This is a genomic window from Citricoccus nitrophenolicus (assembly GCF_047305825.1).
GTDB lineage: Bacteria > Actinomycetota > Actinomycetes > Actinomycetales > Micrococcaceae > Citricoccus > Citricoccus nitrophenolicus.
Genome location: NZ_CP063070.1, coordinates 592,191 through 616,999 on the forward strand (window position 1 = coordinate 592,191; position 24,809 = coordinate 616,999).

The window sequence follows — 24,809 nt, forward strand, 5'->3', positions numbered from 1 at the left end:
CGGCACACCCCTTCTGCAGTCACCGCCGAGGCGGCTGTGCCAAGCTGTGCCGAGGTTGTCGGCACAGCATTTAGCCCCGGAATCTCGCGGTTTTCACGCAAGCTGTGCCGAGCTGTGCCGAAAGGGTCGGCACACCCCGAAACGCTGTGCCGAGCAGGTGTGCTGTGCCGAGCAATCCGGCACACCTTATCCACAGGGTTATCCACAGGCCTGGCCCCGTGTTCCGTGTCCTCCGTGGCGGTCATGGCGCACCCCCTCCTCCGGTCGTCACTTCCACCTCATAGCCGCGCCCGTTCTGTGCCCGGCGGATCAGATCGCGCTTGGCCCACTCCGGGAACTGCTCCCCCTTGGCCTCGGCCCTGGCACGGGCGGTCTTGACCGTCTCCCACGCCACATGCACGCCCGCCTCGCCATCCACGCCAAGCGCGTCCAGCAGCGCCCGGGCCTCGCTCAGCAGATCCCCGTAGGACGGTGTGCCGTCGTCGGTGGCCGCCAGGTCGAAGCGCAGCAGGCCGTCCTGTCCCACATGGCGGCGGAACACCAGCGCCCCACGTCCGGTGCCCGGCGCACTACGGCGCTTGGCGGACACCAGGGAGAACACCTCGGGCCGCTTCTCATCCGGCCGCAGCAGCCACGACGCGCCCACGTCGTCACGCTTGGCCGAGGCTCCCCGGGCTCCCTTGTCGGAGTCCTTGCCGGTGTTGTCGGTGCGGATCACCGTCAACCGACGCCGCTTGAGCTCAGCCGAGGTCAGGTTGTAGAGGTTGCGCATCGTGTCGTTGCTGTTCTCCTCGCCCTGCGTCACCCGCTGGGTTGAGTCGAGCACCAGCAGGTCACCCCGGCCGATGCCGTAGTGGTCCAGCACCGCCCGCAGCTGCGCCGCTCCCTCGGTCGTGTCCAGCCCACGAAGCTCGGGCATGGACAGCACCAGCAGGCGCTCCTGCAGCTCCGCCACGTTGCCCGGAGAGACCCCGAGGGAAACCAGCCGTTCGGCAAAGTCGTCCTCGCTGTTCTCCATGTCCACGTACAACACCCGGGCGTCATCCTCGAGAGTCACGGCACGGCCGATGAACTCCCCAGAGCCTCGGGCAGCGGCGACTGACAGGGCCAGCACCAGCAACGACTTACCCACCCCGGCCGGAGCCACCAGCGAAACGTGTTCGCCCTCCGGCACGATCTGTTCCCAGAACCACGGCCGTGGCGGGCGCTCAGGGTCCACCAGCGCGGCCAGATCCAGCAGCGGGAACCGCCCGGCAACGGCCCGCGCGGCTGACTCGTCAGCGTTTCCAGACGGATCGGCCGCAGCTGTCACAGTCGTTTCCTCGGTTGCCGTGGCGGCCGTCCCCGTCACAGCCACCTCTGCGATGTCGTGACCAGCTGGCAGGGTCAGCGGGCCTTTCCTCAGGGCACGGCTGTGCTGCGCCTCCCACTTGGCCGCACGCTTGGCGGTCGTCCACTGGCCGCCGGTCGGTGCGTGGTGGTCGAAGAGCCCACGCGCCTCAGTCAGCGTGAGCGCGGACCAGTCCGCCAGCGCCAGCCGGGAGAGGCGTAGCGCCGCGTCCGCCTGCAGCTTCTCCCACCCGCGCCCCTCGTCTCCGTGGCCGTCCTTGTGTCCCTCGGGCCACGCTGCCGAGGCATCCAGGTCATTAGTGATTCCTCGGATCACCGCCGCCTCGTATGCGTGCCCACACGGGACCGAGGCCGTGGCGGCTGCGTCCACGCTCGTCAGCGCATCGTCGTCGGCCACAGCCTCCAACTCCTGGGCCACGGGCCACGGCACACCGAGCACGCGTGCCAGAGCGTCCGGCTCCCACGTGCGCACGCCGTCCGCCTCGGGGCGGACCAGCCACCGCACCGGGTGGACTGCGCCGCTCTTGTGGTTCACGGTCCCGGCTGGGCGCAGCACGTCGGCGTCCCCTACCTTTGACGGGTCGGCGTCCGGGCCGAGGAACCCTCCGAGGGCCACACACAGTGCCGTGTGCTCTGCCACGGTCACGGGCCGGTCCAGTCGCACGTACACGTGCCCATGTGGCCGTCCGTCGGCCGACGCTGAGCCCGAGGCGACGGCCATAGCGCCGAGGAACCGCACGCGGCCCAGATCTAGCGGACCGTCTACGTCGGCGTGGGAATGCCGACGGGCAGCCGCACCGCCCTTCTCGCGGGTCCGAGCGTGGGCGTAGGGGCAGGCGTATATGTCCACCAGATCAGACAGGGTGACCAGCTGCCGGGCCACGTCTTGCACGGCCTGCGCGTGGTCCAGATCGGGACGGAACAGGGGCACGCCTCGGGCGTACTCCTCCCACCCTTCGGCGGTGTTCTCGGCCAGTCGCAGGCGGCCACCGTCGTCATGCCCGTGGAACTCCTCCAGCCACACCGCAGCGTCAGCTACCCGGGCGGTGAGGTCCAGAGCGGGCGCATCGTTGGCCCTGTCTTCCGTGGCGGTCATCGGTCTACTTCCTTCTGATGGTCGTTGTGCGCACGAAGCGGCCGCAGTCGGTCCGCCAACACAGCACGGACGGCGGGTTTCAGGTCCACGCGGCCAGACTCCGGGCAGTAGTCCAGAAAGCCCCGCGCCGTGCTCACGTCCGCGAAGGTCGCCGCCTCGTCGCCGTGAAAGGCCACCAGTCCGGCCCAATCGGATGCTCCGTGGCGATAGATGCCGAGCACCACCTCACGGGCATCATCTGGGAGCTTCTGCAGCCGGGCCAGCACGTCGGCCTGTTCCGGGGTGTGCAGGCTCGCGGCGGTCATCGGGCCTCCACCGCCTCCAGAGACTCGGTCAGCAGGGACCGAGTGACGGCGAACAGGTGGAACCGGCCGCCCTCATAGGTCCAGTGGCCGTTGGCGGCGTTCAGATCAAGCAGAACGTGCTGTTCCAGCGGGCCCCCGGGCATGTACCGATGCCGGGCCATGCATCGGGCCAGCTGCTCCAGCGTCAACGGGCCGTAGTCGTGAAGCCACGTCAACACCTGCAGGGAGTCGGCGGGCATGGCCGCCAGATCGCCGAGCAACACCTTCTCCAGTCGCTGGGTGGTGCCTCCGGTCGGAATGGTCGTCACGGTCGTGTCCTCTTGTCGTTGTCGGTGGCCGGAAAAGCAGAGAGCCGAGCCCTCGCCCGTGTACTTGGGAGAGAACCCGGCCCTACCGCCAGCGGTTCATTCAGTTGCCGGGGTGTTCCCGGCGGTGCGGCCTGCCATCGTCGTTTCCGACGCCGACCACAGGTGAAGCACGACAGATGTATGACCGGACCCGACCGGGGCGGCGGCTTGCCCTTGGGGCCGGTTAGCTCAGCCTCCGCCAGACGCGCCCGGATACGTCGAGCACTGCCCGGGTACAGCTCGCCGTAGGCGGCTCTGAGCTGGTCATCGGCCGCCACGGTGTCCGCGTCCATGCGTGGTTCGCGCTCGGCCGCGTAGAATGGTGCTGTCTTCATGGTTGGACCCTCCTCGGTCCTCTGGCGGCCTCGCACGTGCTCCGTGCGGGGCCGCTTTTCTGTCTTCGGCGGCGGCCTAGCGCCGCCCCGTTCCACCGGCGATGAACTCGGCCAGTGCGGACTCAGGCACGCGGATGACGCGGCCCACCCGGATTGCCCGCAGGTTCCCGGCGGCGATGAGCTGGTAAACGCTGTCAGTCCCGCAGTCCAGGTGTTCCGCTACATCGCGAACCCGTAGAACGGGCTCAGGCGTGGTGGTCGAGGTGGTCTCTTCGGTGGCGGTGCTCATGCCGATCCCTTCGGTTCAGTGCGGCTCTCTTTCGGCCCCGTTTGGACCGTCTGATTTCATCCTGCCCTCTTGACTGAGCACTATTCAAGGCGCTAATGTGAGCACTTATGATGACACCTATCCACCACGACTGGTCCGTGACCTCGTGGGAGCGACCCGAGGACGACGACAACCCCGAGCCACCGATGCCGAGGCGGGGCGACCTCTCGGCCATGCTCGCCGAGCTGGACAGCAACCCCGAGGCGACCACCGCCACTGTGGATGCCGCACTATTGCGCTCCCTGCTGGACCACGCGCTACTGGAGCGCCCGGCCGTCCCCGGGGCCGAGATCCACGACCACTACCGGAACACCACCTACAGGGCCACCATCGACCAGCGCGGCAAGCTGGACCATCTGGAAACGGTCAGCCGTGGCTCAGGGATCGACGAAAACGCATTGCGACGCGTGCCGGTGGAACGCATCCGCCGCGCCGTATTCGAGCAGGTCCAAGCACAGCACGGGACCGAGGTGGGAACGCTGGTGTTCACTCCCCCGGGCGGCGTTCGGTTCGACGGCAGCGAGGGACCGCCAGAACCGGAAGAGCTGGCACGGCTCATGAAAGATCGCGGAATGCATCGGCAGGAACTCGCGCGTCACTACGGCACCGCAGTGAAGAACATAGACCGATGGGTCCGCAACGCCCGCCGCCAGCGGCCGGACCTCCCGTGGCCCGCTCAGCGGCAAGGGCGGCGCACGGACCTCGGAAAAACTACCGGCGAACCTATTTCGCCGGATCGGAAAATGAAATGAGAAAAAGAGAAATGAGCACATCAACCCACACAGGCTCGCGCCGGGCGTTGCCCGCCGACGCCCTGAAACGGTGCCCGACGTGCGGCACCGCCCGGGGGAACGTCCGCAAGGGCTGGGAACCGATCCACCAGGACGGGCAGGTCGTCGGCTACACCTGCAGCGACTGCCCCGCGTGGAATGAACCCATCCGCCGCGTGGACTCCGCCCGGGGTGTCAGGTTCCGCGCCGTCGTGGATGCAACCGCAGCCGGGAGCTCCAAGCGAAAGCAGGCCACCAAGACGGCGGCGACGCTGGCCGAGGCCCGCGCATGGGTCGAACAGGTCCGCTCCGAGGTGGCCACCTCCGGAGGCTACGCACCGACGGTCGGCGTCACCGTGGCGCAGGTAGCCGAGCGCTACCTAGCCAGCCGCGTGGACATCCGAGCCGTGACGCTTGACGGTTACCGGCACCAGCTCCGCCCGGTGCTCCGGCGCTTGGGTGACCGCCCTATCTCCGAGGTGACCGCCGCCGAGGTCCGCGAGCTGGTCGCGTGGCTCTCCGAATACGGGGCCGCGCCGACCAAGGCGAAGCCCGACGGCGGCCCGCTCACGGCGCGCTCTGTCAGGTCGTCTCTCGGGCGGCTGTCGATGGTGCTGGACCACGCCGTCACGGATGGTCTCGTGGACCGGAACGTCTCCAAGGGCGTCAAGCGCCCCCGACACGTGAAGACCGTAGGCCGGGCGTTGGAACACTGGCAGTCCACCGAACTGCTTCGGTTTCGTTCCGTGGCCGACCGCCACCCGCTCGCCGCCGCATGGCGGCTGACCCTCTCGGGCATGACGCGTGCTGACGTGATGGGCCTCCGGTGGGAGGACGTGGACATGGAGGCCGGGACGGTCACGATCCGTCAAGGTCGGGTGCAGCTCATCAGCGATAGTGGCACTTCCGTGGTGGATGCCCCGAAGTCCTCGTCTCGTCGCCGGACCATCCCCGTCGAGGTGATCCACCCGGGCACGATGGCCCTGGTCCGTGCGCTACGCGCCCGACAGGCCGAGGACAGGTTGCGGGCTGGGAACGCATGGCACGATACCGGCCTCGTGGTCGTGGATGCTCTCGGCCGCCCGCCGCTCCCGGAAAGCTACTCCGATGCCTTCCAGCGGCTCTGCAGAGCAGCCGGGGTGCCGGAGATCCGGTTGCACAGCGTCCGGCACTCGCTGGCCTTCTGGTTGCATCAGATCGGTGTAGCGCCCGCCGATGCCGCCGCGCTCCTCGGGCACACGGTTGAGGTCCACCTATCCACTTACCTGCCCGACTCCGGTTCATCCGGCATCGCGGCAGCAGCCGCCGCTCTGGCAAGGGCCAGCGTCCCCGCCACGGCGTGAGTACACCGGCGTTGGACTAGACGCCGGAGACTTTCCGCCGATTGTGAGAGCCCTTGTGAGAGGGACAAAGAAAGGCCCCAGCCCGGGACTAGTCGGGTTGGGGCCTTTCAGCGTGTTTGGCCTAGTCAAAGGCCGGTATTCAGTTAGTCGATGTGGTCGGGCTAGCGGGATTTGAACCCACGACCTCTTCACCCCCAGTGAAGCGCGCTACCAAGCTGCGCCATAGCCCGTGGAACCGATCCTCACCGGATCAATCCACCAGTCAACTGTACAGCATGCGGACGGGTGCCGATGACCGGCACCCGTCCGCAGGCTGCGGGATCAGCGCCTGCGCGCGCGCTTCTCCCGCACCCGCATGCCCAGCTCGATGGGCGAGCCCTCGAAGCCGAAGGTCTCCCGCAGACGTCGGATGATGAACCGCCGGTACCCCGGGTCGAGGAAGCCGGTGGTGAACAGCACGATCCTCGGCGGCTGGGTGGACGGTTGGGTGGCGAACAGGATGCGGGGCTGCTTGCCGCCGCGCACCGGGTGCGGGTGGGCCGCCACGAGCTCGCCGAGGAATGCGTTGAGCTTGCCCGTGGGGATGCGGGTGTCCCAGGAGGACAGGGCCCGGTCCAGGGCAGGCACCAGGCGGTCCTTGTGCCAGCCGGTCTTCGCCGAGAGGTTGACGCGGGGCGCCCACTGCACGTGGGCCAGGTCCCGGTCAATCTCCCGCTCCAGGTAGGTGCGGCGGTCCTCGTCCATCAGGTCCCACTTGTTGAACGCCAACACGAGGGCACGTCCCGAGTCCAACACGAGTTGGAGTATGCGCACATCCTGCTCGGAGACCACCTCGGAGGACTCCAGCAGCACCACGGCCACCTCGGCCTTGTCCAGGGCGGACTGGGTCCGCAGGGAGGCGTAGTAGTCGGAGCCGTGGGCCATGTGCTGGCGGCGGCGAATGCCGGCGGTGTCCACGAAGCGCCAGAGGCGCCCGCCGAGCTCCACGAGCTCGTCCACCGGGTCACGGGTGGTCCCGGCCGTGTCATCCACCACCACGCGGTGCGAGCCCGCCAACTGGTTCAGCAGGGACGATTTGCCCACGTTGGGACGGCCTAGCAGGGCCACGCGGCGCGGCCCGCCCCGCGGGATGAGTCCCCCGAACTCGGTGACCTCGGGCAGCGCCTCCATGGCGGCGTCGAGCAGGTCACCGGTGCCTCGGCCGTGCACGGCAGAGACGGGGAACGGCTGGCCCAGTCCCAGCCCCCACAGGCTGGCCGCGTCGGCCTCCTGGGAGATGTCATCCACCTTGTTGGCCACCAGGACCACCGGGCGGCCCTTGCGGCGCAACAACTTGACGACGGCCTCGTCCGTGGAGGTGGCACCCACCGTGGCGTCCACCACGAACAGCACGGCGTCCGCCACGTCCACGGCGCGCTCAGCCTGTTCGGCCACCCGCTGGTGGATGCCCCTGGCATCGTGCTCCCAGCCTCCGGTGTCCACCACGGTGAAGACCTTGCCGCCCCACTCCGCCTCGTAGCTGACGCGGTCCCGCGTCACGCCGGGGACATCTTCCACCACGGCCTCACGGCGGCCGATGATGCGGTTGACGAGGGTGGACTTGCCCACATTCGGGCGGCCCACCACGGCCAGCACCGGCGGGGCCGGCCGGTCCTGCGGCTCGACCTCGTCCTGGTTCCAGCCGCCCAGCAGGGCGGCGTCCTCCTCGTCGAGCTCATAGTCCTCGAGCCCGGCGAGCAGGGCCTCGGCCCGCTGCTGGGCCTCCTCGTCCGAGAGCTCGGCCAGCCGCTCGTCGATCTGGTCCTCGCCCGAGGGCACGTACTCCGTGCCCTCCTCGGCCATCGGTGCTCCGGCGTCCCGTCCTGCACGGTCCTCGGTGCTCATGCGCGGTCCCCTTCCGGGTGGTTCGAGTGGTTCATGTGGTTCACAGTGTGTTGGCGCTCCACCTCGGCCAGCATGGCCTCGATGGTCGCCGGCAAGTCGAGTTCGGTGGAGTCCACCAGGCCGACCCCGTCGGCCGGTGTCATGAAGTCCACCACCGTGGAGTCCTTGGCGTCCCGCCCCGAGACCTGCTCGGCCAGGGCACCGGCCTCCACGGTTCCGCCCATCTGGGCAGAACGGCGGGCCGTGCGGGCTTCGGCGGAAGCCGTCAGCAGGATCCGCGCGTCGGCGTCCGGGGCCACCACCGTGGTGATGTCCCTGCCCTCGGCCACGATCCGGCGGTGGGACTCGATCTCAGCCCGTTGGCGGGCCACGAGCAGTTCCCGCACCGCCCGGTTGGTGGCCACCACGGACACGACGGCGGAGATGCCGGGCTCGCGGATGGCTTCGGTGATGTCCTCCGTCCCCACCACCACGCGCTCGAGGTCCGGGTCAACGGAGAGCACCAGGTCGATGTCCTGCACGGCGGCGACCACGGCCTCCGGATCATCCAGGACGCCCTGGTGCTGACAGTGCCAGGCCACGGCTCGGTACATGGCACCGGTGTCCAGGTAGACGGCGCCGAGGCGGCGGGCGATCTCCCGGGAGACCGAGGACTTCCCTGAACCGGACGGGCCGTCCACCGCGACCACCAGCCGAGCGTCAGCGTCCTGCGGTGTTGTGCTGCCGGCCATTCAGACCACCTTCCATCCCCGCGCGCTCAGCGCGTCCGTCAGTTCCTGTTTGCGTCCCGGCAGCACGGAGATCTCCAACATGCCGACCTCGTGGCCGGCGGAGTGGTCCATGCGCAGATCCTCCACGTTGACCCCGGCCTGCCCCACGTCCTGCAGGACGGCCGAGATCTGCCCGGGGGTGTCGTCCACGATCACGGTCACCACGGCGAAGGCCTGCGGCGGGGCGCCGTGCTTGCCCGGGATCCGGGCATGCCCGGCGTTGCCCTCGGCCATCAGCTGGGCGATGTCCAACCGCGCACCGGGTGCGGTGGGATCCTCCATGGTGACGATCAGCCGGTCCAGGTCCTCCCGCACCCCGTAGAGGATCTGCAGGATGTCCGGGGCGTTGGCCGCCAGGATCTGCACCCACAGCTGGGGATCGGAGGCGGCGATCCGGGTGGTGTCCCGCAACCCGTTGCCGGAGAGCGCCAGGGAGGCGGCCGGGGTCTCCTGCAACCGAGAGGAGACCAGCGAGGCGGCGATCTGCGGCAGGTGGGAGATCAGGGCCACGGAGGCATCATGGTCCTCGGCCCCCATCCGGTGAACGGTGGCACCCAGGGTGCGGGCGATCTCCTCGGCGGCCACCACGGCCTCCGGAGCGGTCTCCGGCCCCGCACAGACCACCCAGGGGGCCGCCGTGAACAATTGTCCGCGGGCCGCCACGGGGCCGGAACGTTCCCGGCCGGCCATGGGATGGGTGCCCACATAGCGTTGGGCCTGCGCCTCGGTGAGGATTCCGTCCACGACGCCGGCCTGCACCTGGCGCTGGATCTCCCCCTTCACGGAGGCGATGTCCAGCACCACGGCACCGGGGAACCTCAGCAGCGAGTCGATGACCACCTGTCCGGTCACGTCCGGGGGCGAGGCCACCACCACGGTGCCGGGCATCGTGGTGGTCCGAGCCGGCGTCGTGCCGGAGGCCACCGCTCCGGGCGTCTCGACCAGATCACCGGGGAAGGGCCGACCCGCGCCGATGTCCTCGGCCACCGCCTGTGCCGAGGGCGAGGGGTCGGCCAGGAACACGTCCGCCCCGGCGGCGCGCAGGCCCAGGCCGATCGAGGTGCCGAGCAGCCCCGTGCCGCGGATCAGGACGGGTTCCGGAAGGCCCCGGGGAGCCATCACAGGCTCACCGCGGCCATGATGTGGCCCATCTCCTGATGGCTGAGCTGACGGATGGTGCCCTGCTTCTGGTCGCCGAGGCTGATGGGGCCGAACTTCACGCGGACCAACCGCTCGACCGGGTACCCGACCTCCTTGAACATCCTGCGCACGATCCGGTTCCGGCCGGAGTGCAGGACCACCTCCACGAGCACGTGGCCCGGGGTGGAGTCCACCAGCTTGAACGAGTCGACCTGGGCGAAGCCGTCCTCGAGCTGCATGCCCTCCTTGAGCTGAGCGCCCACGCCCTTGGCCATGGGCCCGGGGACCTGCACCAGGTAGGTCTTGGGGATCTCGAAGCTCGGGTGGGTCAGCCGGTTGGCCAGCTCGCCGTCATTGGTCAGCAGCAGCAGGCCCTCGGTCTCGCTGTCGAGGCGGCCCACATGGAAGAGGCGGGCCGCATTGACCTTGCCCTTCCTCAGGTAGTCGGAGATGCAGGTGCGGCCCTCCGGGTCGTCCATGGTGGAGACCACGCCGCGCGGCTTGTTGAAGGCGTAGTACCGCAGGGTGGTGTCCAGCTGGAGGCGGATACCGTCCACGTGGATGACCACCTGCTCCGGATCCACCCGGACGCCGGTCTCGGTCACGACCTTGCCGTCCACCTCCACGCGGCCCTCCGCGATGAGGTCCTCGCACACTCGGCGGGAGGCCACGCCGGCAGAGGCCATGATCTTCTGCAGGCGCACCCCCTCGGGATCGTGGACCGTGGAGAAGTTCTGCTCGCGCTTGGCGCGATTGGGACGCTGCGGCGTGCGGGCCGCGCCGAGGTTGCGGTCATAGCCCTCCTGAGCGTCGGAACGGAAGGGGCCGCCCTTCTGGCCGGGGCGTGGCGTCCCGTGTTGGCGGGCCGGCTTCTGGCCGCCCTTGGGCTGCGGCTTGTTCTGCCTGTTCGGCTTGCGTCCAGCCGGCTTCCTGCCCTGCGGGTTGCGATCGTTCATGTGACATCGTCCTTCCAGCGCCTCACGGCATGTGTAGGGGGGGTGAAGAGTGCTGGCCGGCTGCCCGCACGTGTGGAGGGGTCTGAACCGGGTGGTCAGCAACAGTCCATCATATCCGAGGTGTCAAGGCGAGGGCTGCGCCTCACAGGCCGCTGGCACGGAACGCCTCGTCCGTGGAGGCCAGGTCACCCAGCTCGGACAGCCCCGGCAGGTGGGCGGAGAGCTTGGGCAGCTCCTGCAGGCTGCCGATGCCCAGGGTCTCCAGCAGGTGGCCGGTGGTCTCGTACAGCACCGCCCCGGTGTGGGGATCCGTGCCGGACTCCGCCACCAGGCCCCGGCTGACGAGCGTGCGCATGACGGAGTCCGAGTTCACGCCGCGGATCCCCGCCACCCTGGACCGCGTGACCGGCTGCAGGTAGGCCACCACGGCCAGTGTCTCCAGGGCCGCCTGGGTCAATCGCGCCGTCTGGCCCTCCACCACGAACCGCTCCACCACGTCAGCGTGGGCGGGCCGTGAGTAGATGCGCCACCCGCCCGCCAACTCGCGCAGCTCGAAGCCCCGCCGCAGCGTGCCGGCCTGCCCGTCATAGTCCCCGGCCAGGCCGCGGAGCCCCGCGGCCACTGCGGCGTGGTCCCCACCGGTCGCCTCAGCCAGCTGCGCCACGGTCACCGGTTCGTCCACCACCATCAGGACGGCCTCGAGCTGCTCACGCAGTGAGGCCTCTTCCCCGGGCTCCGGGGCGGGAGCGCCGCTCATGACTCGTCCTCTCGGTCTGGTTCGTGGTCCCACTCCACGCTGGCCTCCGGCAGTTCGTCCGGCGCCTCCGGGTCCCACCGGACCACGAGGTCGCCCAGGGGGATCTGTTGGTCGAAGGTGACCGCCCGGTCACGGAACATCTCCAACAGCGCCAGGAACCGGGCCACGACCACCAGGGTGGAGCCGGCGTCGGACACCAGCTCGCTGAAGGTGAGCCGCCCGGCCTGCCGCAGCCGCGCGGCCAGCAGTCCACTCTGCTCCCGGACGGAGACGGCCGGGGCATGCAGGTGGGCCAGCCCGACCTGCTCGGGCTGGCGAGCGGGCCGGCCCAGCACCTCCTCGGCGAGCGCGCCGAACTGCTCGGGACTCAAGGTCCACACGAGCTCCGGGAGCACCGAGGCGAACCGCGGGTCCAGCGTGGTCTGCCGCGGGTGGCGGCGGGACTCGGTCTGCATCCGCTGGCTCATGAGCGCGGAGATGTCCCGGAAGGCCTTGTACTGGAGCAGCCGGGCGAAGAGCAGGTCACGGGCCTCAAGCAGGGCCACGTCCTCCTCGGCGTCCGAGGCCCCGGAGGGAAGCAGTCGGGCGGTCTTGAGGTCGAGCAGGGTGGCTGCCACCACGAGGAAGGCGCTGGAGGCCTCCAGTGCGTCGAGGTCGTGGACGTCCGGGGCGCCCTCCGGGTCCCGGAGCCCGGTGACATAGGCGATGAACTCGTCTGTGACCTCGGCCAGGGCCACCTCGGTGATGTCCAGTTGGCGGCGCGCGATCAGGGACAGCAGCAGGTCGAAGGGGCCGGCGAAGTTCCTCAGTGAGACGGAGAAGCCGGACGGGCCCCCCTCGTCCCCGTCCAGACCTGCCGTCAGGTCTGCGGACAACTCCCCCTCCTGCCCCCTGCGGGGCGCCGGGGCGGACGCCCCGGCGCGTGGGGTCACGGCGCTCCGCCGCGCCAGATCAGCTCGCGGGCCAGCGTGCGGTAGGCCTTGGCACCCTCGTGGTTCTGGGCGAACGTCGTCATGGGCTCGGCCGCCACCGTGGCGTCGGCGAACTTGATGGAGCGCTTGATCACCGTCTCGAAGACGCGGTCCCCGAAGGCCTCCACGAGGCGCCCCACGACCTCCTTGGAGTGCAGGGTCCGGGCGTCGAACATGGTGGCCAGCACCCCGTCGATCTCCAGATCCGGATTGATCCGGTCCTGGATCTTCTCGATGGTCTCCACGAGCAGCGCCACCGCGCGCAGGGCGAAGAACTCCGCCGTCAGCGGAATGATCACACCGTGGGAGGCGGTCAGCGCATTGACCGTCAGCAGGCCGAGGGAGGGCTGGCAGTCCACCAGGATGACGTCATAGTCATCCCGGACCTTCCGCAGCGAGCGCTCCAGGACCTGCTCGCGGGCCACCTCGTTGACGAGCTGGACCTCCGCGGCGGAGAGGTCGATGTTGGCCGGCAGCAGGTCGATGTTCTCGAACTCGGTGGCCACGATGGCGTCCTGGGTCGTCACGGACCGTTCCATCATGACGTTGTAGACGGTGGTGTCCAGCTCGTGGGGACTCACGCCGAGGCCAGCGGACAGGGCACCCTGGGGATCGAAGTCCACCATGAGCACCTTGCGGCCGTAACTGGCCAGCGCCGCGCCGAGGTTGATGGTGGAGGTGGTCTTGCCCACCCCGCCCTTCTGATTGACCATGGAGATCACGCGGGCGGGACCGTGGGCGTCCAGCTGCACCGGCTCCGGGAAATCATGCTTGGGCCGTCCCGTCGGTCCGATGACCGGGTCACCGGTGATCATGAGGACTGGCGTGGGCTCTTCCTGGTTCACGATGCTGCCGTCTCCTGCCGTTGGTCCATGTGTCCGCCGTACCGTGAGCTCACCCACGCTGAACAACGCAAGCTGCTGCGGCATGGATACACCCTAGTCCGAATCGACGTCCGCGCAGAAAATTCTGTGCCATGCCCGGCGAGCCTTGACGTTCAACCGCAGGCTGAAGGTGTAGGACACCCTCGGCGCCGCAGCGCGGCGCCGAGGGCGTTGCCGCGGCCAGGGGCCGGGTCAGCGGGACTGACCGGCCGGCTCCAGATCGTCCGGGACGTTCAGGCTCGATTCCGGGTGGCCCTCGAAGGCCTGCTCCGCCGCAGTGGGCGAGACCCCCGGATCGAGCGTGCGGCTCTCCCCGTCAGATGCCGCACCGTCCGGCGTCCCGCCGTCGTCGAGGCCGTGGTTGACGACCATCTCCTCGTCGAAGACGTCCTGGCCGGAGAGCACCCGCTCGGCCTGTGCCGGGTCGAACTCACCGACCCATCGGCCGATGAGCACCGTGGCCACCGCATTGCCGGTGAAATTCGTCAGGGCGCGGGCCTCGGACATGAACTTGTCGATCCCCACGATCACGCCCATACCTCCGAGCAGCTGCGGCTGGTGGGCCTGCAGCCCGGCGGCCAGGGTAGCCAGACCGGCACCGGTCACGCCGGCGGCGCCCTTGGAGGCGATGATCATGAACACCAGCAGACCGATCTGCTCACCCAGGTTCATCTCGAGCCCCATGGCGTTGGAGACGAAGAGCGCGGCCATGGTCAGGTAGATGGCCGTGCCGTCCAGGTTGAAGGAGTACCCGGTGGGGACGGTCACACCGACCACGGACTTGTGCACACCGACGTGCTCCATCTTGGCGATGAGACGGGGCAGGGCCGATTCCGAGGAGGAGGTGGCGAAGATCAACAGGTACTCGCGTGCCAGGTACTTCATGAGCTTGAAGATGCTCACTCCCGTCACCAGCTTCAGCAGTCCGCCCAGGACCACCACGATGAAGACGATGCAGGTGGCGTAGAAGGCGCCCATCAACAGGGCCATGGCACCGATCGCAGACCAGCCGGTGGAGCCCACCACGGCCGCAATGGCACCGAAGGCACCGACGGGGGCAATCCACATGATCATCATCAGGATGCGGAACACCACGCCCTGGATCAGGGTCAGGCCCTTGAGCAGCGGCTTGCCGGACTCCCCCATCCCCTGCAGGGCGAAGCCGACGAGCAGGGCCACGAACAACACCGGCAGCACGGGCACGGATCCCGGGATGATGTCCAGCAGGAACGCCACGGTGGGGTCCATGTCGGCCTGCGCGGCCTCCGGGTCATACGGGGTCAGGGCCAGCCCCTCGCCCGGATGCACCAGGTTGCCGACCACCAGGCCGATCCCGAGGGCGAAGGTGGACATGGTCATGAAGTAGAGCAGGGCCAATCCGCCCACCTTGCCCACGGTGGCCGCCTTGGCGATGGACCCGATCCCCAGCACGATGGTGCAGAAGATCACCGGGCCGATCATCATCTTGATCAGGGAGACGAAGCCGTCCCCCAGGGGCTTGAGTGACTTCCCGAACTCCGGGAACAACAGCCCGACGGCGGCCCCGAGGATCACCGAGGCGATCACCATGATGTAGAGCCAATGGGTGCGGTCCTTCTTCTTCACCGGGCCCTCGCGGTCAATGCTTCGCTGCGTGTGCTGGGTCATGTCTCGTCCTCTACAGTGGGGCCGTCGGCCCTCGGTCAATGGGGTTGCGACGATCATCACCACCAGCTGTGCCTCAGGTCACCTTGCGGTCATAAAGTTCACGGTGGAACACAGAGCGGGTACAGCAGCGAGGAGGCGGGGGCACGGTGGATCGCACGGTACGCACCCCCAGGCCTCCGTGGAGCATCGCCCGACGGCTCGCGGTGGCCCACCTGATCGGCCTGCTGATCATCACCGTGATCCTCGCGGCGTTCAGCTATGCCCAGACCCACCAGACCGTCTACGCCGTGGAACGCGGCAACGTCCTGGCCACGGCCCACCTGATCGCCGGCGAGGACCGGATCCGGGAGGGGTTCGTCGCGGAGGACCCCACCGCGGCGCTGCAGCCGCTCACCACCGAGCTGGCCGCTCAGGCCGAGGTGGACTGGGTGACGTTCTTCGGCACCGACTACTCCCGAGTGGCCCACCGCGACCCGGCCCAGAACGGGACCCGCTATCCGGACGACCTCACGGAGGTCCTGGCCGGCCGGGACCAGGTGGACACCGTGGCCACGGGGCCCGCCGGACTGTCCCTGCGGGCCCTCGTCCCCGTACTCGCCCCGGCCGGTGAGGGCACCGAGGTGGTGGGCATCGTCGGCGTGGGCCACCGGGTCCCGGAACTCGACATCGCGGTGGCGGCACAGATCCCCCGCCTGTTCCTGGGCATGGGCCTGATCGCCCTCCTGGGTCTGCTGGGGGCTGCCCTGGTGGGACGCTACCTCGACCGCACCACCCATGGGCTCGGCCCCGAGGAACTGGCCCACCGCTTCGCGTTGCTGGACACGGCCCTGCACAACGTGAGCGAGGGCATGGTGCTGGTCGGCAGGGACGGGGAGCTCAAGCTGTACAACGATCGGGCGGCGGAGCTGCTGTCCCTGCCGCCGCTCGGAAGGACCGTCCGCGGCGAGCCGGGCGTCACCCGCTTGGCGGACCTGGACCTGCCCGAACCGCTGGCGGGGCTGATGGTCTCCGGACGGGACGCCCGGGACGAACTCTTCACCGTGCCCGGCCGGATCCTGGTGGTCAACCAGCACCCCACCCGGTCCACCGGCTCCCGTGCGGTCAGCGGATCGGGCACCGTGGTCACGCTCTACGACCGCACCGAGGTCCAGGACATGAACCGGCAGCTGGAGATCACGCAGTCCCTGACGGATGCCCTCCGCGCCCAGACCCATGAACACGGCAACCGTCTCCACACGGTGCTGTCCCTGCTGGAGCTCGGTCGCCTGGACGAGGCCCGTGGCCTGCTGACCACGGGTGTTGCCGCCGGCACCGGACCCGCCGGGCCCGCCGCAGCGGCCCAGCCCGGCCCGCTGGGGCCCACGGGCGAGCCGGCCGTCCAGGCGCTGCTGGCCGCCAAGGCCGCGCAGGCCCGCGAGCGCGGGGTCCGGATGGACTACCGCCTCGAGCTGGACTCTCCCACCGGGTTCTCCACCCAGGACCTCGTGACCATCCTGGGCAATCTGGTGGACAACGCCCTCGACGCCGCCGCGCACCCCACCCTCCGCGCCCCGGACCGCTGGGTGGAGGTAGAGGCCCACACCGACTCGGAGTGGTTGATCCTCCAGGTGGCCGACGGCGGCCCCGGCCCCGCCCCGGAGGACCGAGAGCGCATGTTCGAGCTGGGGTACTCCACCAAGCCGGCTGGGCCGGCCGGCCGCGGCCTCGGACTGGCCCTGGTGCGCCAGACGGTCATCGGCCTGGGCGGGACGGTGGAGCTGGCCCTGGACTCCGGCACCGTGCTGACGGTGGAACTCCCGTTGCCCACACCACCGCCGGCCCGAGCGACCGAAGGAGACCGTCATGACCGTTGACCGGGTGCTGATCGTCGAGGACGAATTACTGACCGCGGACACCTATGCGGAATACCTGTCCCGAGCCGGCGGCTACCTCCTGGTCCACCGCTCCGGCACACTGGCCGACGCGGTGCGGTTCCTGTCCGCCCAACGGCGCGAACACGGTTCCTTCGGCGTGGACCTGGTGCTGCTGGACATGAATCTGCCGGACGGGCACGGCCTGGAGGTGCTCCGCCGGATGCGTTCGGCCGGTTTCACGGGGGCCGTTCTGGCCATGACCGCGTCCACGGACATGGAGACCATCCGCCAGGCCATGGCCCTGGGCGTGGTGCAGTACCTCGTGAAGCCCTTCGGCTACCCGGAGTTCGCCGAGCGCCTCCGCTCCGTGCGGGAACTCTCCAGCGGGTTGTCCGGCACCGGCTCCGTCACGAGCCAGGAGGAGGTGGACCGGGCCTTCCGGCACCACAACGCCGGAGGGGCCTCCGACCTGCCCAAGGGATTGACGGAGGACACGCTCTCCGCCGTCATCGCCGCGCTGCAGTCCCCTGACCACCCCGGCGCGGGGCACAGCGCCGGGGAGGTGGGGGCCGCCGTCGGGACCTCCCGGGTGACGGCCCGCCGCTACCTGGAGCACCTCCACCGCCGGGGGCTGGTGGAGCGCGCCCCGCGACACGGAACACCGGGCAGACCCGAGAACGAATACCGCTGGGCGGGGACCTCGCCCTAGCGGATCCGACCTAGCCCGTGGTGCGCAGGACGGGTTCCAGGGCGTCCAGCACGGAGCGGTCCTCAATGGTGGACGGCACCGTGTACGGCTCTCCGTCCGCCATCTGCCGCATGGTCTTGCGCAGGATCTTGCCGGAACGGGTCTTCGGCAGCGCCTCCACCACGGCCACCTGGCGGAAGTCCGCCACTGCTCCCACCGTGGAGCGTACCGCGGCGCGCAGCTCGTCCTGAAGGGCCGCGAGTCCCGCCTCGCCGTCCACCGAAACCCCGGACTTCAGCACCACGTAGCCGGCGGCCCGTTGGCCCTTGAGGGCATCCGCCAGCCCGATCACGGCGCACTCGGCCACCGCCGGGTGGGTGGCGAGGGCCTGTTCCAGCGCGCCGGTGGACAGCCGGTGGCCGGCCACGTTGATGACGTCGTCCGTGCGGCCCATGACGAACAGGTAGCCGTCCTCATCGATCAGCCCGGAGTCCCCGGTCGCGTAGTGGCCCTCGAAGGCACTGAGGTAGGAGTCGACGTAGCGCTGGTCATCACCCCACAGGGTGGTCAGGGTCCCCGGGGGCAGGGGCAGCCGCAGGGCGATGTTGCCCTCCATGCCGTCCTCCACCGGCTGGCCGGCTCCATCCAGGATCCGCACCGCGTAGCCCGGCGAGGGGGCGGTGCAGGATCCGGTCTTGATCGGCAGCGACTGGAGCCCCACGGGGTTGGCGCCGATCGGCCATCCGGTCTCGGTCTGCCACCAGTTGTCCACCACGGGCACGCCCAGCAACTCTCCGATCCATCCCTGGGTCTCCGGGTCGAGCCGCTCCCCCGCCGCGAACAGCGTCCGCAGGCCGGACAGGTCATACTCGGCCGCCAGGGCGCCCTCCGGGTCCATCTTGCGGATGGCGCGCAGCGCCGTGGGTGCGGTGAACAGTGACCGCACCCCGTGCTGGGCCGCCACCCGCCAGAACGCGCCGGCGTCCGGGGTGCCCACGGGCTTGCCCTCGTACAGCACCGTGGTGGCCCCCACGAGCAGGGGCGCGTAGACGATGTAGGAGTGTCCCACCACCCAGCCGACATCCGAGGCGGTGAACATCGTCTGGCCGGGGCCGACGTCGTAGATGTTCGCCATGGTCCAGGCCAGGGCCACCGCATGGCCGCCGTGATCCCGCACCACGCCCTTGGGAGCGCCCGTGGTCCCGGAGGTGTAGAGGATGTACAGCGGGTCCGTGGCCGCCACCGCCACCGGCTCCACCGGTTCGGCCCGGGACACGGCCTCGTCCCAGTCCAGCCAGGAGGTCCCCTGCCCGGAGGTCTCGGGATTCCCGACACCGGCACGCCCGTCTCCCGGCATGTCCTGGAGCGAGGTCTGGAATCCCTCGCGGTGCCTGACGATGACCGCCCCGACAGTGTGCTCGGCCAGGTCGACGGCCTCGGCCACGGCCGGCAGGTACTCCACCCGGCGGCTCGGCTCGATGCCCCCGGAGGAGGTCACGATCGCCCTCGGCCGGGCATCGTCGATCCGCACGGCCAGCTCCTTGGCGGCGAATCCACCGAAGACCACGGAGTGCACGGCACCGACCCGGGCGCAGGCCAGCATGGCCACGTGTGCCTCCGGCGTCATCGGCAGGTAGATCACCACGCGGTCCCCCGCCCCCACGCCCTGGTCCCGCAGAACCCCGGCGAAGCGGGCCACCCGGTCCGTCAGCTCCGCATAGCTGATGTGCTCCACGGTGCCCAGCACCGCCGAGTCGTAGATGATGGCCGTGCGCTCGCCGTGGCCAGCCTCGACGTGCCGGTCCAGGCAGTTGGCCGCGGTGTTCATCCGGCCGTCCGGGAACCACCGGTAGAGGGGCGCGGACGAGGCGTCGAGGGCGCGTGTGGGCGACTCGATCCAGTCGATGGCGGAGGCCGCCTCCAGCCAGAACCCCTCGGGATCCTCGACGGAGCGCCGGTACACAGAGGCATAGGTGACTGGTGCGGCGGAGGCGTGTGATTTCTGCTCGGGCATGCGCCCAACCTAATGGTCCACGTCACATCGGTAAACCCCCGAAGCCACGGAATGTATACGCAAGTCCGGAAGAAAGCGGCGAAATGACAAGATCTCGCACCGATTTACCCCGGAGCCACCCCCGTCGACCGATTTGTGTATACGCTGTAGTGGTGAGAGCCAGTGAACGTGCCTACCAGACCCTGCGGCGGGAGATCATCGACGGACACCTGCCGCCGGGGTCCCTGCTGGGCGAGGTCGAGCAGTCCGAGCGCCTCGGACTGTCCCGCACCCCGTTGCGTGAGGCCATCGGCCGGCTGGTCGCCGAGGGGCTGGCGGCCCCGTCCAGCGGCCGCGGGACCGTGGTCACCGAGGTCTCCCTGGCCGAGGCCGATGACCTGTTCGACCTGCGCACGGTGCTGGAGGTCCTGGCCGCGCGCCGGGCCGCCGAACACGCCGACCCAGAGGTCTTCACGGCTCTGGCCACCCGCTTCGACGCCGCCGTCCAGCCGCTGCGCGGCGGTGCGGACCCGGAGGAGTACTACCGGTTGACCACCGAACTGGACGCCGCCGTGGACGCCGCCTGTGCCAACGCCTACCTGGCCCAGCACCTGAGATCCCTGCGGGTGCACCTGGACCGGCTCCGCCGCTTCTCCCGCAATGACCCGGCACGGCTCTCCACCTCGGCCACGGAGCACGGCGCCATCGCGCGCGCCCTGGCCCAGCGCAACCCCGAGCTGGCCGCGGCCACCACCACCCTTCACCTTCACCACGCCCTGGCGCACCTACAGACCCACCAGACCCCCATCCCGCCGACCGACCAGAACACCCACGCTGTGGAGAGGACCCCATGATCAACCACGACGTCCGCGTCTACCGTTCCGAAGAGAACCTGCCCCGCCAGGACCAGCTCGCCTGGAAGATGGCCGAGGTGGCCGCCGACCCCGTGGCCATCGAGCCCGCGGTGGAGGAGATGGTCATCAACCGGATCATCGACAACGCCTCGGTGGCCATCGCCTCGCTGAACCGCGGGCCCATCGTGTCCGCGCGCGCCCAGGCCCTCACCCACGGCCCCACCCCGGGCGGCCGGGGAGCCGGCGTCTTCGGCGTCTCCGAGAGGGTCTCCCCCGAGTGGGCGGCCTGGGCCAATGGGGTGGCCGTCCGGGAACTCGACTACCACGACACGTTCCTGGCGGCCGAGTACTCCCACCCCGGTGACAACATCCCGCCGATCCTGGCCGTGGCCCAGCACTCCGGGTCCACCGGCGCGGACCTGATCCGCGGCATCGCCACCGGGTACGAGCTGCAGGTGGACCTGGTCAAGGCCATCTCCCTGCACGCCCACAAGATCGACCACGTGGCGCACCTGGGCCCTGCCGCGGCAGCCGGCATCGGCACGCTGCTGGGCCTGGACACCGAGACCATCTTCCAGGCCGTGGGTCAGGGGCTGCACACGACGACGGCCACGCGCCAGTCCCGCAAGGGCGAGATCTCCACGTGGAAGGCCCACGCCCCCGCCTTCGCCGGCAAGATGGCCGTGGAGGCCGCTGACCGCTCGATGCGCGGCCAGACCTCGCCCGTGCCGATCTACGAGGGTGAGGACGGCGTCATCGCGTGGCTGCTGGACGGCCCGGACGCCCGCTACTCGGTACCGCTGCCGGAGGCCGGCGAGGCCAAGCGCGCCATCCTGGACACCTATACCAAGGAGCACTCGGCCGAGTACCAGGCCCAGGCGTGGATCGACCTGGCCCGCAAGTTGCACCGCGAACACCCCGAGCTGCGGGACGTGGACAGCATCGAGTCGATCGTCATCCACACCTCCCACCACACGCACTACGTGATCGGGTCCGGGGCCAACGACCCGCAGAAGTACGATCCGACCGCATCCCGGGAGACCCTGGACCACTCGATCCCCTACATCTTCACCGTGGCCCTGCAGGACGGCGCCTGGCACCACGTGGACTCCTACGCCCCGGAACGCGCAGGCCGCCCGGACACCGTGAAGCTGTGGCAGAAGGTCACCACCCAGGAGGACCCGGAGTGGACGCGCCGCTACCACTCTCTCGACATCGCGGAGAAGGCCTTCGGCGGCCGCGTGCTGATCAACACCCGCAACGGCGGGCAGATCGTGGACGAGATCGCCGTGGCTGATGCCCATCCGCTGGGCGCCCGTCCCTTCGGCCGAGAGCAGTACATCCACAAGTTCTGCACCCTGGCCGAGGGCCTCGTCTCGGGCGAGGAGATGGAGCGCTTCCTGGACGCCGCCCGCCGCACCGCCTCCCTCGGCGCCGGCGAGCTGGACCAGCTCAACATCCTGGCCAAGCCCGGTGTCATCAACCCGGCCGACGCCCCGAAGGGACTGTTCTGATGCTGTACTCGACGCTGACCGCCGCAGAGAAGCGCGTGCGGCTGCGCCAGTTGCTGAAGCCAGGCGCCGCCGTGCAGTTCCCGGGGGCCTACACCCCCATCTCCGCCACGCTGGTGGCGGAGCAGGGGTTCCAGGGGCTGTACATCTCGGGTGCCGTACTGGCCAACGAACTGGCCCTGCCGGACATCGGGCTGACCACGCTGACCGAGGTGGCCCAGCGGGCCGGGCAGATCGCCCGGGTCACGGACCTGCCGTCCATCGTGGACGCGGACACGGGGTTCGGCGAGCCCATGAACGTGGCCCGCTCCATCCAGGAACTCGAGAACGCCGGACTGGCCGGCTGCCACCTCGAGGACCAGGTCAATCCCAAGCGGTGCGGACACCTGGACAACAAGTCCGTGGTGGACCTGGCCACCGCCACCCAACGGGTGGCGGCGGCCGCGAGCGCCCGCCGGGATGAGAACTTCCTGATCATGGCGCGCACGGACATCCGAGGCGTGGACGGGGCCGGTGGGCTGCGGGCCGCGGTGGACCGGGCCAAGGCCCTCGTGGACGCCGGGGCGGACGCCATCTTCCCGGAGGCCATGAAGGACCTGTCCGAGTTCGAGGCGGTCTGCAACGCCGTGGACGTCCCCGTCCTGGCGAACATGACGGAGTTCGGCAAGTCCGAGCTGTTCACCCGGGACCAGTTGGCAGCAGCCGGCGTGGCTCTGGTGATCTACCCGGTCACCCTGCTGCGTTCGGCCCTCGGCGCCATGGAGCGGACCCTGGCCACCCTCCGCACCGAGGGTACCCAGCAGGGTGCCGTCGGTGAGATGCTGACCAGGTCACGCCTGTACGAGCTGGTGGACTATGAGGGGTACAACGGCTTCGATTCCACGGTCTTCAACTTCTCGGTGCCCGGACTGGGCACGAACTGAAAGGACACCCCCATGACTGATACGGAGATCAAGAAGGGACTCGCCGGGGTGGTGGCGGACCACACCGCCGTCTCCAAGGTCAATCCCGAGACCAACTCCCTGCTGTACCGCGGGTATCCCGTCCAGGAGCTGGCGGCATCCCTGCCCTTCGAGGCCGTGGCCTTCCTGCTGTTGAACGGCGAGCTCCCCACGGATGCCCAGCTGGCGGAGTTCACCGCACACGAGCGGGCGCACCGTGCCCTGAGCGAGGACGTGAAGACCGCACTGGACCTGTTGCCGGTGACCTGCCACCCGATGGACTCCGTGCGCACCGCCGTGTCCATCCTGGGCGCTCAGCACCCGAAGTCGGAGGACGCCTCCCCGGAGGCCGAGATGGAGAAGGCGACGACCCTGTTCGCCCAGTTGCCCGCCGTCGTCGCCTATGAGCAGCGCCGACGCACGGCCGGTGGCCCCACTGAGCCGGTGGCCCCCCGGGACGATCTGGACTACTCCCAGAACTTCCTCTGGATGACCTTCGGCGAGGAGGCGGACGCCGCCGTGGTGGACGCCTTCCGGGTGTCCATGGTGCTGTACGCCGAGCACTCCTTCAACGCCTCCACGTTCACGGCCCGCGTGATCACCTCCACGCTGGCGGACCTGCACTCGGCCGTGACCGGGGCGATCGGTGCGCTCAAGGGCTCCCTGCACGGCGGCGCCAATGAGGCCGTCATGCACACCTTCGATGAGATCGGCATCCGGCCGGAGGAGTCGCAGGAGGAGGCCAAGGACCGGGCGAAGGCCTGGATGGAGGACGCCCTGGCCGCCAAGAAGAAGGTCATGGGCTTCGGCCACCGCGTCTACAAGCACGGTGACTCCCGGGTACCGACCATGAAGAAGGCGCTCGATGCCATGATCGAGCACTTCGGCCGCCACGAGGTCCTCGGGCTCTACAACGGGCTGGAGCAGGCCATGGACGAGGCCAAGCAGATCAAGCCGAACCTCGACTACCCGGCGGGGCCCACCTACCACCTGATGGGCTTTGACACCGAGTTGTTCACCCCGCTGTTCATCGCCGCCCGCATCACCGGCTGGACGGCGCACATCATGGAGCAGCGCGCGTCCAACTCACTGATCCGCCCGCTGTCCGCGTACAACGGACCGGACGAACGGCACCTCCCCGGCGCCTGAACCGGGACGGGTCCAGGGGACGACGACGGCACTCATCGGGCGTCGTCGTCCCCTGCTGTGTGTGCTGGCTCAGGGGGTGTCCACCTCCATGGACGTGGCCACGGACTTCAACTGGCCGTACTCCTCGGTCGCGAGGAAGGCCCGCATCGCCTCCTCACCCTCGAGACCGGTCACGGCCTCGGCCGAGTCCTGGGTGACACTGCCGGAGAGGAAGGTGGCCGGGCCCTCGCTGTTGCCGTCCACAGCCGGCTGCCCATAGAACCAGGAGGACCAGTGGGAGTGGTCCGTGGCCTCGGGATCGAGGTCCTCATCGATGTTGACCACCTGCACGGACAGCAGGAGCTCCCCACCCTCGAAGCTCTCCGGAACCGGGTGGTCCTCGCCGGCCCCGTAGAGGGAGGCCCGGTACCAGACCGGCCCCGACCCCACAGCCCCCTCGGCCTCGTTGACGGGGACCTCCGGCAGCTCCTCGGTCTCCAGGACCTCCACCACCCTCGGCTTGGGACCGTCGTTGTCCGTGGGACCGACCCCGGTGGTGGTCCGGTACTCCACGATCCCTTCGGGGCCCTGGAACAACACCACCTCGTAGGGAACGCCCACATAGTCCAGGGAGTCCTCGTTGTAGTCCTCCTGATTCGCGGTCCAGGTCTCGGGGAAAGTCCAGGTGAAGACCCCCGACTCGGAGGTGTAGGACTGGGTGGGACCCCTGCTCGGCTCACCGGACCCGCTGCCGGACGGCGGCTCCGAGGGATCGGAGCCGTTACCCATCCCGCAGCCGGTGAGGACCAGTACGACGATCAGCCCCACGCTCGTCACCGCACCCACCCGACGCCGATTCCCCGGGACCAGTCGAGGCACGGTGACTCTCCTGGTGGTGCGGGTTCCACTGGTGGTGCTGGTCCTGGTCATGGTGCCCTGGCCTCCCGTTCGGATAGCC

General features: G+C 69.5%; 22 protein-coding genes and 1 tRNA gene. 8 read left to right on the forward strand and 15 right to left on the reverse strand.

Translation table 11 applies throughout. From position 1 onward, the window contains the following. Positions 1 to 241: 241 nt before the first annotated feature. The 4 genes from IMT31_RS02715 to IMT31_RS02730 form a co-directional block, all read right to left on the reverse strand. Complete coding sequence (locus IMT31_RS02715) at positions 242 to 2,446, reverse strand: AAA family ATPase (protein ID WP_413543673.1); 2,205 nt, start codon at positions 2,444 to 2,446, stop codon at positions 242 to 244. Further along, complete coding sequence (locus IMT31_RS02720; RefSeq protein WP_413543674.1) at positions 2,443 to 2,751, reverse strand: hypothetical protein; 309 nt, start codon at positions 2,749 to 2,751, stop codon at positions 2,443 to 2,445. Before IMT31_RS02720 ends, IMT31_RS02715 begins: the two co-directional genes overlap by 4 nt. After that, positions 2,748 to 3,059 carry a hypothetical protein gene (locus IMT31_RS02725; protein WP_413543675.1) on the reverse strand — a complete coding sequence of 104 codons (312 nt, stop codon included), beginning with the start codon at positions 3,057 to 3,059 and terminating at the stop codon, positions 2,748 to 2,750. Before IMT31_RS02725 ends, IMT31_RS02720 begins: the two co-directional genes overlap by 4 nt. Before the next feature lie 450 nt (positions 3,060 to 3,509). Further along, positions 3,510 to 3,722 (reverse strand): helix-turn-helix domain-containing protein, encoded by a 213-nt coding sequence (locus IMT31_RS02730; RefSeq protein WP_413543676.1) that lies wholly within the window; start codon positions 3,720 to 3,722, stop codon positions 3,510 to 3,512. Between the two features lie 212 nt (positions 3,723 to 3,934). Here IMT31_RS02730 and IMT31_RS02735 point away from each other — a divergent pair, with 212 nt between their 5' ends. Together IMT31_RS02735 and IMT31_RS02740 are read left to right on the forward strand one after the other, a co-directional pair. Continuing rightward, positions 3,935 to 4,513: a hypothetical protein gene (locus tag IMT31_RS02735; RefSeq protein WP_413543677.1), complete on the forward strand. Its 579-nt coding sequence runs from the start codon at positions 3,935 to 3,937 to the stop codon at positions 4,511 to 4,513. An 11-nt stretch (positions 4,514 to 4,524) separates the two neighbouring features. Continuing rightward, positions 4,525 to 5,874 (forward strand): tyrosine-type recombinase/integrase, encoded by a 1,350-nt coding sequence (locus IMT31_RS02740; RefSeq protein WP_413543678.1) that lies wholly within the window; start codon positions 4,525 to 4,527, stop codon positions 5,872 to 5,874. A 153-nt stretch (positions 5,875 to 6,027) separates the two neighbouring features. Here the strand turns inward: IMT31_RS02740 and IMT31_RS02745 are convergent. The 9 genes from IMT31_RS02745 to IMT31_RS02785 all read right to left on the reverse strand — a co-directional run bounded on the left by IMT31_RS02745 (position 6,028) and on the right by IMT31_RS02785 (position 14,883). Continuing rightward, positions 6,028 to 6,104 (reverse strand) — tRNA-Pro (locus IMT31_RS02745). Positions 6,105 to 6,195: 91 nt separating this feature from the next. Continuing rightward, the gene (gene der, locus IMT31_RS02750) at positions 6,196 to 7,716 is read right to left on the reverse strand and encodes a ribosome biogenesis GTPase Der (protein ID WP_378109432.1); all 1,521 of its coding nucleotides are present in this window, start codon (positions 7,714 to 7,716) and stop codon (positions 6,196 to 6,198) included. Between the two features lie 38 nt (positions 7,717 to 7,754). After that, the gene (cmk, locus tag IMT31_RS02755) at positions 7,755 to 8,489 is read right to left on the reverse strand and encodes a (d)CMP kinase (RefSeq protein ID WP_345356307.1); all 735 of its coding nucleotides are present in this window, start codon (positions 8,487 to 8,489) and stop codon (positions 7,755 to 7,757) included. Next, positions 8,490 to 9,647: a prephenate dehydrogenase gene (locus IMT31_RS02760; RefSeq protein WP_413543679.1), complete on the reverse strand. Its 1,158-nt coding sequence runs from the start codon at positions 9,645 to 9,647 to the stop codon at positions 8,490 to 8,492. Further along, positions 9,647 to 10,624 (reverse strand): pseudouridine synthase, encoded by a 978-nt coding sequence (locus tag IMT31_RS02765; RefSeq protein WP_345356302.1) that lies wholly within the window; start codon positions 10,622 to 10,624, stop codon positions 9,647 to 9,649. The genes IMT31_RS02760 and IMT31_RS02765 overlap by 1 nt, the downstream gene beginning before the upstream one ends. A 142-nt stretch (positions 10,625 to 10,766) precedes the next feature. After that, entirely contained in the window at positions 10,767 to 11,381 is a 615-nt protein-coding gene (scpB, locus tag IMT31_RS02770; protein ID WP_413543680.1) for an SMC-Scp complex subunit ScpB, read from the reverse strand. After that, positions 11,378 to 12,256, reverse strand: coding sequence for a segregation and condensation protein A (locus tag IMT31_RS02775; protein ID WP_413543681.1), 879 nt, complete (start codon positions 12,254 to 12,256; stop codon positions 11,378 to 11,380). Before IMT31_RS02775 ends, scpB begins: the two co-directional genes overlap by 4 nt. A gap of 53 nt (positions 12,257 to 12,309) precedes the next feature. Further along, entirely contained in the window at positions 12,310 to 13,167 is an 858-nt protein-coding gene (locus IMT31_RS02780) for an AAA family ATPase (RefSeq protein WP_345356708.1), read from the reverse strand. 261 nt (positions 13,168 to 13,428) lie between these two features. Further along, positions 13,429 to 14,883 (reverse strand): cation:dicarboxylate symporter family transporter, encoded by a 1,455-nt coding sequence (locus IMT31_RS02785; protein ID WP_413543682.1) that lies wholly within the window; start codon positions 14,881 to 14,883, stop codon positions 13,429 to 13,431. A gap of 146 nt (positions 14,884 to 15,029) precedes the next feature. Here IMT31_RS02785 and IMT31_RS02790 point away from each other — a divergent pair, with 146 nt between their 5' ends. Both IMT31_RS02790 and IMT31_RS02795 read left to right on the forward strand, forming a co-directional pair. Further along, positions 15,030 to 16,736 carry an ATP-binding protein gene (locus IMT31_RS02790; protein ID WP_413543683.1) on the forward strand — a complete coding sequence of 569 codons (1,707 nt, stop codon included), beginning with the start codon at positions 15,030 to 15,032 and terminating at the stop codon, positions 16,734 to 16,736. Then, positions 16,726 to 17,445 (forward strand): response regulator, encoded by a 720-nt coding sequence (locus tag IMT31_RS02795; protein ID WP_413543684.1) that lies wholly within the window; start codon positions 16,726 to 16,728, stop codon positions 17,443 to 17,445. The genes IMT31_RS02790 and IMT31_RS02795 overlap by 11 nt, the downstream gene beginning before the upstream one ends. Before the next feature lie 10 nt (positions 17,446 to 17,455). On the opposite strand, the gene IMT31_RS02800 is transcribed toward IMT31_RS02795, so the two are convergent. After that, a complete protein-coding gene (locus IMT31_RS02800) occupies positions 17,456 to 19,438 on the reverse strand; it encodes an AMP-binding protein (RefSeq protein WP_413543685.1) in 1,983 nt (660 codons plus the stop codon). Positions 19,439 to 19,590: 152 nt separating this feature from the next. On the opposite strand from IMT31_RS02800, the gene IMT31_RS02805 reads away from it, so the two are divergent. From IMT31_RS02805 to IMT31_RS02820, 4 genes are read left to right on the forward strand one after another with little or no spacing between them, the layout of a single operon-like run. Beyond that, entirely contained in the window at positions 19,591 to 20,271 is a 681-nt protein-coding gene (locus IMT31_RS02805) for a GntR family transcriptional regulator (protein WP_345356285.1), read from the forward strand. Further along, positions 20,268 to 21,785, forward strand: a complete 1,518-nt coding sequence (locus IMT31_RS02810) for an MmgE/PrpD family protein (protein ID WP_413543686.1) — start codon at positions 20,268 to 20,270, stop codon at positions 21,783 to 21,785. Before IMT31_RS02805 ends, IMT31_RS02810 begins: the two co-directional genes overlap by 4 nt. Further along, positions 21,785 to 22,705: a methylisocitrate lyase gene (prpB, locus tag IMT31_RS02815; RefSeq protein WP_345356279.1), complete on the forward strand. Its 921-nt coding sequence runs from the start codon at positions 21,785 to 21,787 to the stop codon at positions 22,703 to 22,705. The genes IMT31_RS02810 and prpB overlap by 1 nt, the downstream gene beginning before the upstream one ends. A 12-nt stretch (positions 22,706 to 22,717) precedes the next feature. After that, positions 22,718 to 23,872: a bifunctional 2-methylcitrate synthase/citrate synthase gene (locus IMT31_RS02820; RefSeq protein WP_345356276.1), complete on the forward strand. Its 1,155-nt coding sequence runs from the start codon at positions 22,718 to 22,720 to the stop codon at positions 23,870 to 23,872. Positions 23,873 to 23,941: 69 nt separating this feature from the next. Here the strand turns inward: IMT31_RS02820 and IMT31_RS02825 are convergent, their stop codons facing one another. Continuing rightward, on the reverse strand, positions 23,942 to 24,781 hold the full coding sequence (locus tag IMT31_RS02825; protein WP_413543687.1) for a hypothetical protein: 840 nt from the start codon (positions 24,779 to 24,781) through the stop codon (positions 23,942 to 23,944). Positions 24,782 to 24,809 lie beyond the last annotated feature (28 nt).

Bases quoted from the DNA above. Each gene is read 5' to 3' on its own strand.
- IMT31_RS02715 (WP_413543673.1), bottom strand. From the start codon at position 2,446: ATGACCGCCACGGAAGACAGGGCCAACGATGCGCCCGCTCTGGACCTC.
- IMT31_RS02720 (WP_413543674.1), bottom strand. From the start codon at position 2,751: ATGACCGCCGCGAGCCTGCACACCCCGGAACAGGCCGACGTGCTGGCC.
- IMT31_RS02730 (WP_413543676.1), bottom strand. From the start codon at position 3,722: ATGAGCACCGCCACCGAAGAGACCACCTCGACCACCACGCCTGAGCCC.
- IMT31_RS02735 (WP_413543677.1), top strand. From the start codon at position 3,935: ATGCTCGCCGAGCTGGACAGCAACCCCGAGGCGACCACCGCCACTGTG.
- IMT31_RS02740 (WP_413543678.1), top strand. From the start codon at position 4,525: ATGAGCACATCAACCCACACAGGCTCGCGCCGGGCGTTGCCCGCCGAC.
- der (WP_378109432.1), bottom strand. From the start codon at position 7,716: ATGGCCGAGGAGGGCACGGAGTACGTGCCCTCGGGCGAGGACCAGATC.
- cmk (WP_345356307.1), bottom strand. From the start codon at position 8,489: ATGGCCGGCAGCACAACACCGCAGGACGCTGACGCTCGGCTGGTGGTC.
- IMT31_RS02760 (WP_413543679.1), bottom strand. From the start codon at position 9,647: ATGGCTCCCCGGGGCCTTCCGGAACCCGTCCTGATCCGCGGCACGGGG.
- IMT31_RS02765 (WP_345356302.1), bottom strand. From the start codon at position 10,624: ATGAACGATCGCAACCCGCAGGGCAGGAAGCCGGCTGGACGCAAGCCG.
- scpB (WP_413543680.1), bottom strand. From the start codon at position 11,381: ATGAGCGGCGCTCCCGCCCCGGAGCCCGGGGAAGAGGCCTCACTGCGT.
- IMT31_RS02780 (WP_345356708.1), bottom strand. From the start codon at position 13,167: ATGATCACCGGTGACCCGGTCATCGGACCGACGGGACGGCCCAAGCAT.
- IMT31_RS02785 (WP_413543682.1), bottom strand. From the start codon at position 14,883: ATGACCCAGCACACGCAGCGAAGCATTGACCGCGAGGGCCCGGTGAAG.
- IMT31_RS02795 (WP_413543684.1), top strand. From the start codon at position 16,726: ATGACCGTTGACCGGGTGCTGATCGTCGAGGACGAATTACTGACCGCG.
- IMT31_RS02800 (WP_413543685.1), bottom strand. From the start codon at position 19,438: ATGCCCGAGCAGAAATCACACGCCTCCGCCGCACCAGTCACCTATGCC.
- IMT31_RS02810 (WP_413543686.1), top strand. From the start codon at position 20,268: ATGATCAACCACGACGTCCGCGTCTACCGTTCCGAAGAGAACCTGCCC.
- prpB (WP_345356279.1), top strand. From the start codon at position 21,785: ATGCTGTACTCGACGCTGACCGCCGCAGAGAAGCGCGTGCGGCTGCGC.
- IMT31_RS02820 (WP_345356276.1), top strand. From the start codon at position 22,718: ATGACTGATACGGAGATCAAGAAGGGACTCGCCGGGGTGGTGGCGGAC.
- IMT31_RS02825 (WP_413543687.1), bottom strand. From the start codon at position 24,781: ATGACCAGGACCAGCACCACCAGTGGAACCCGCACCACCAGGAGAGTC.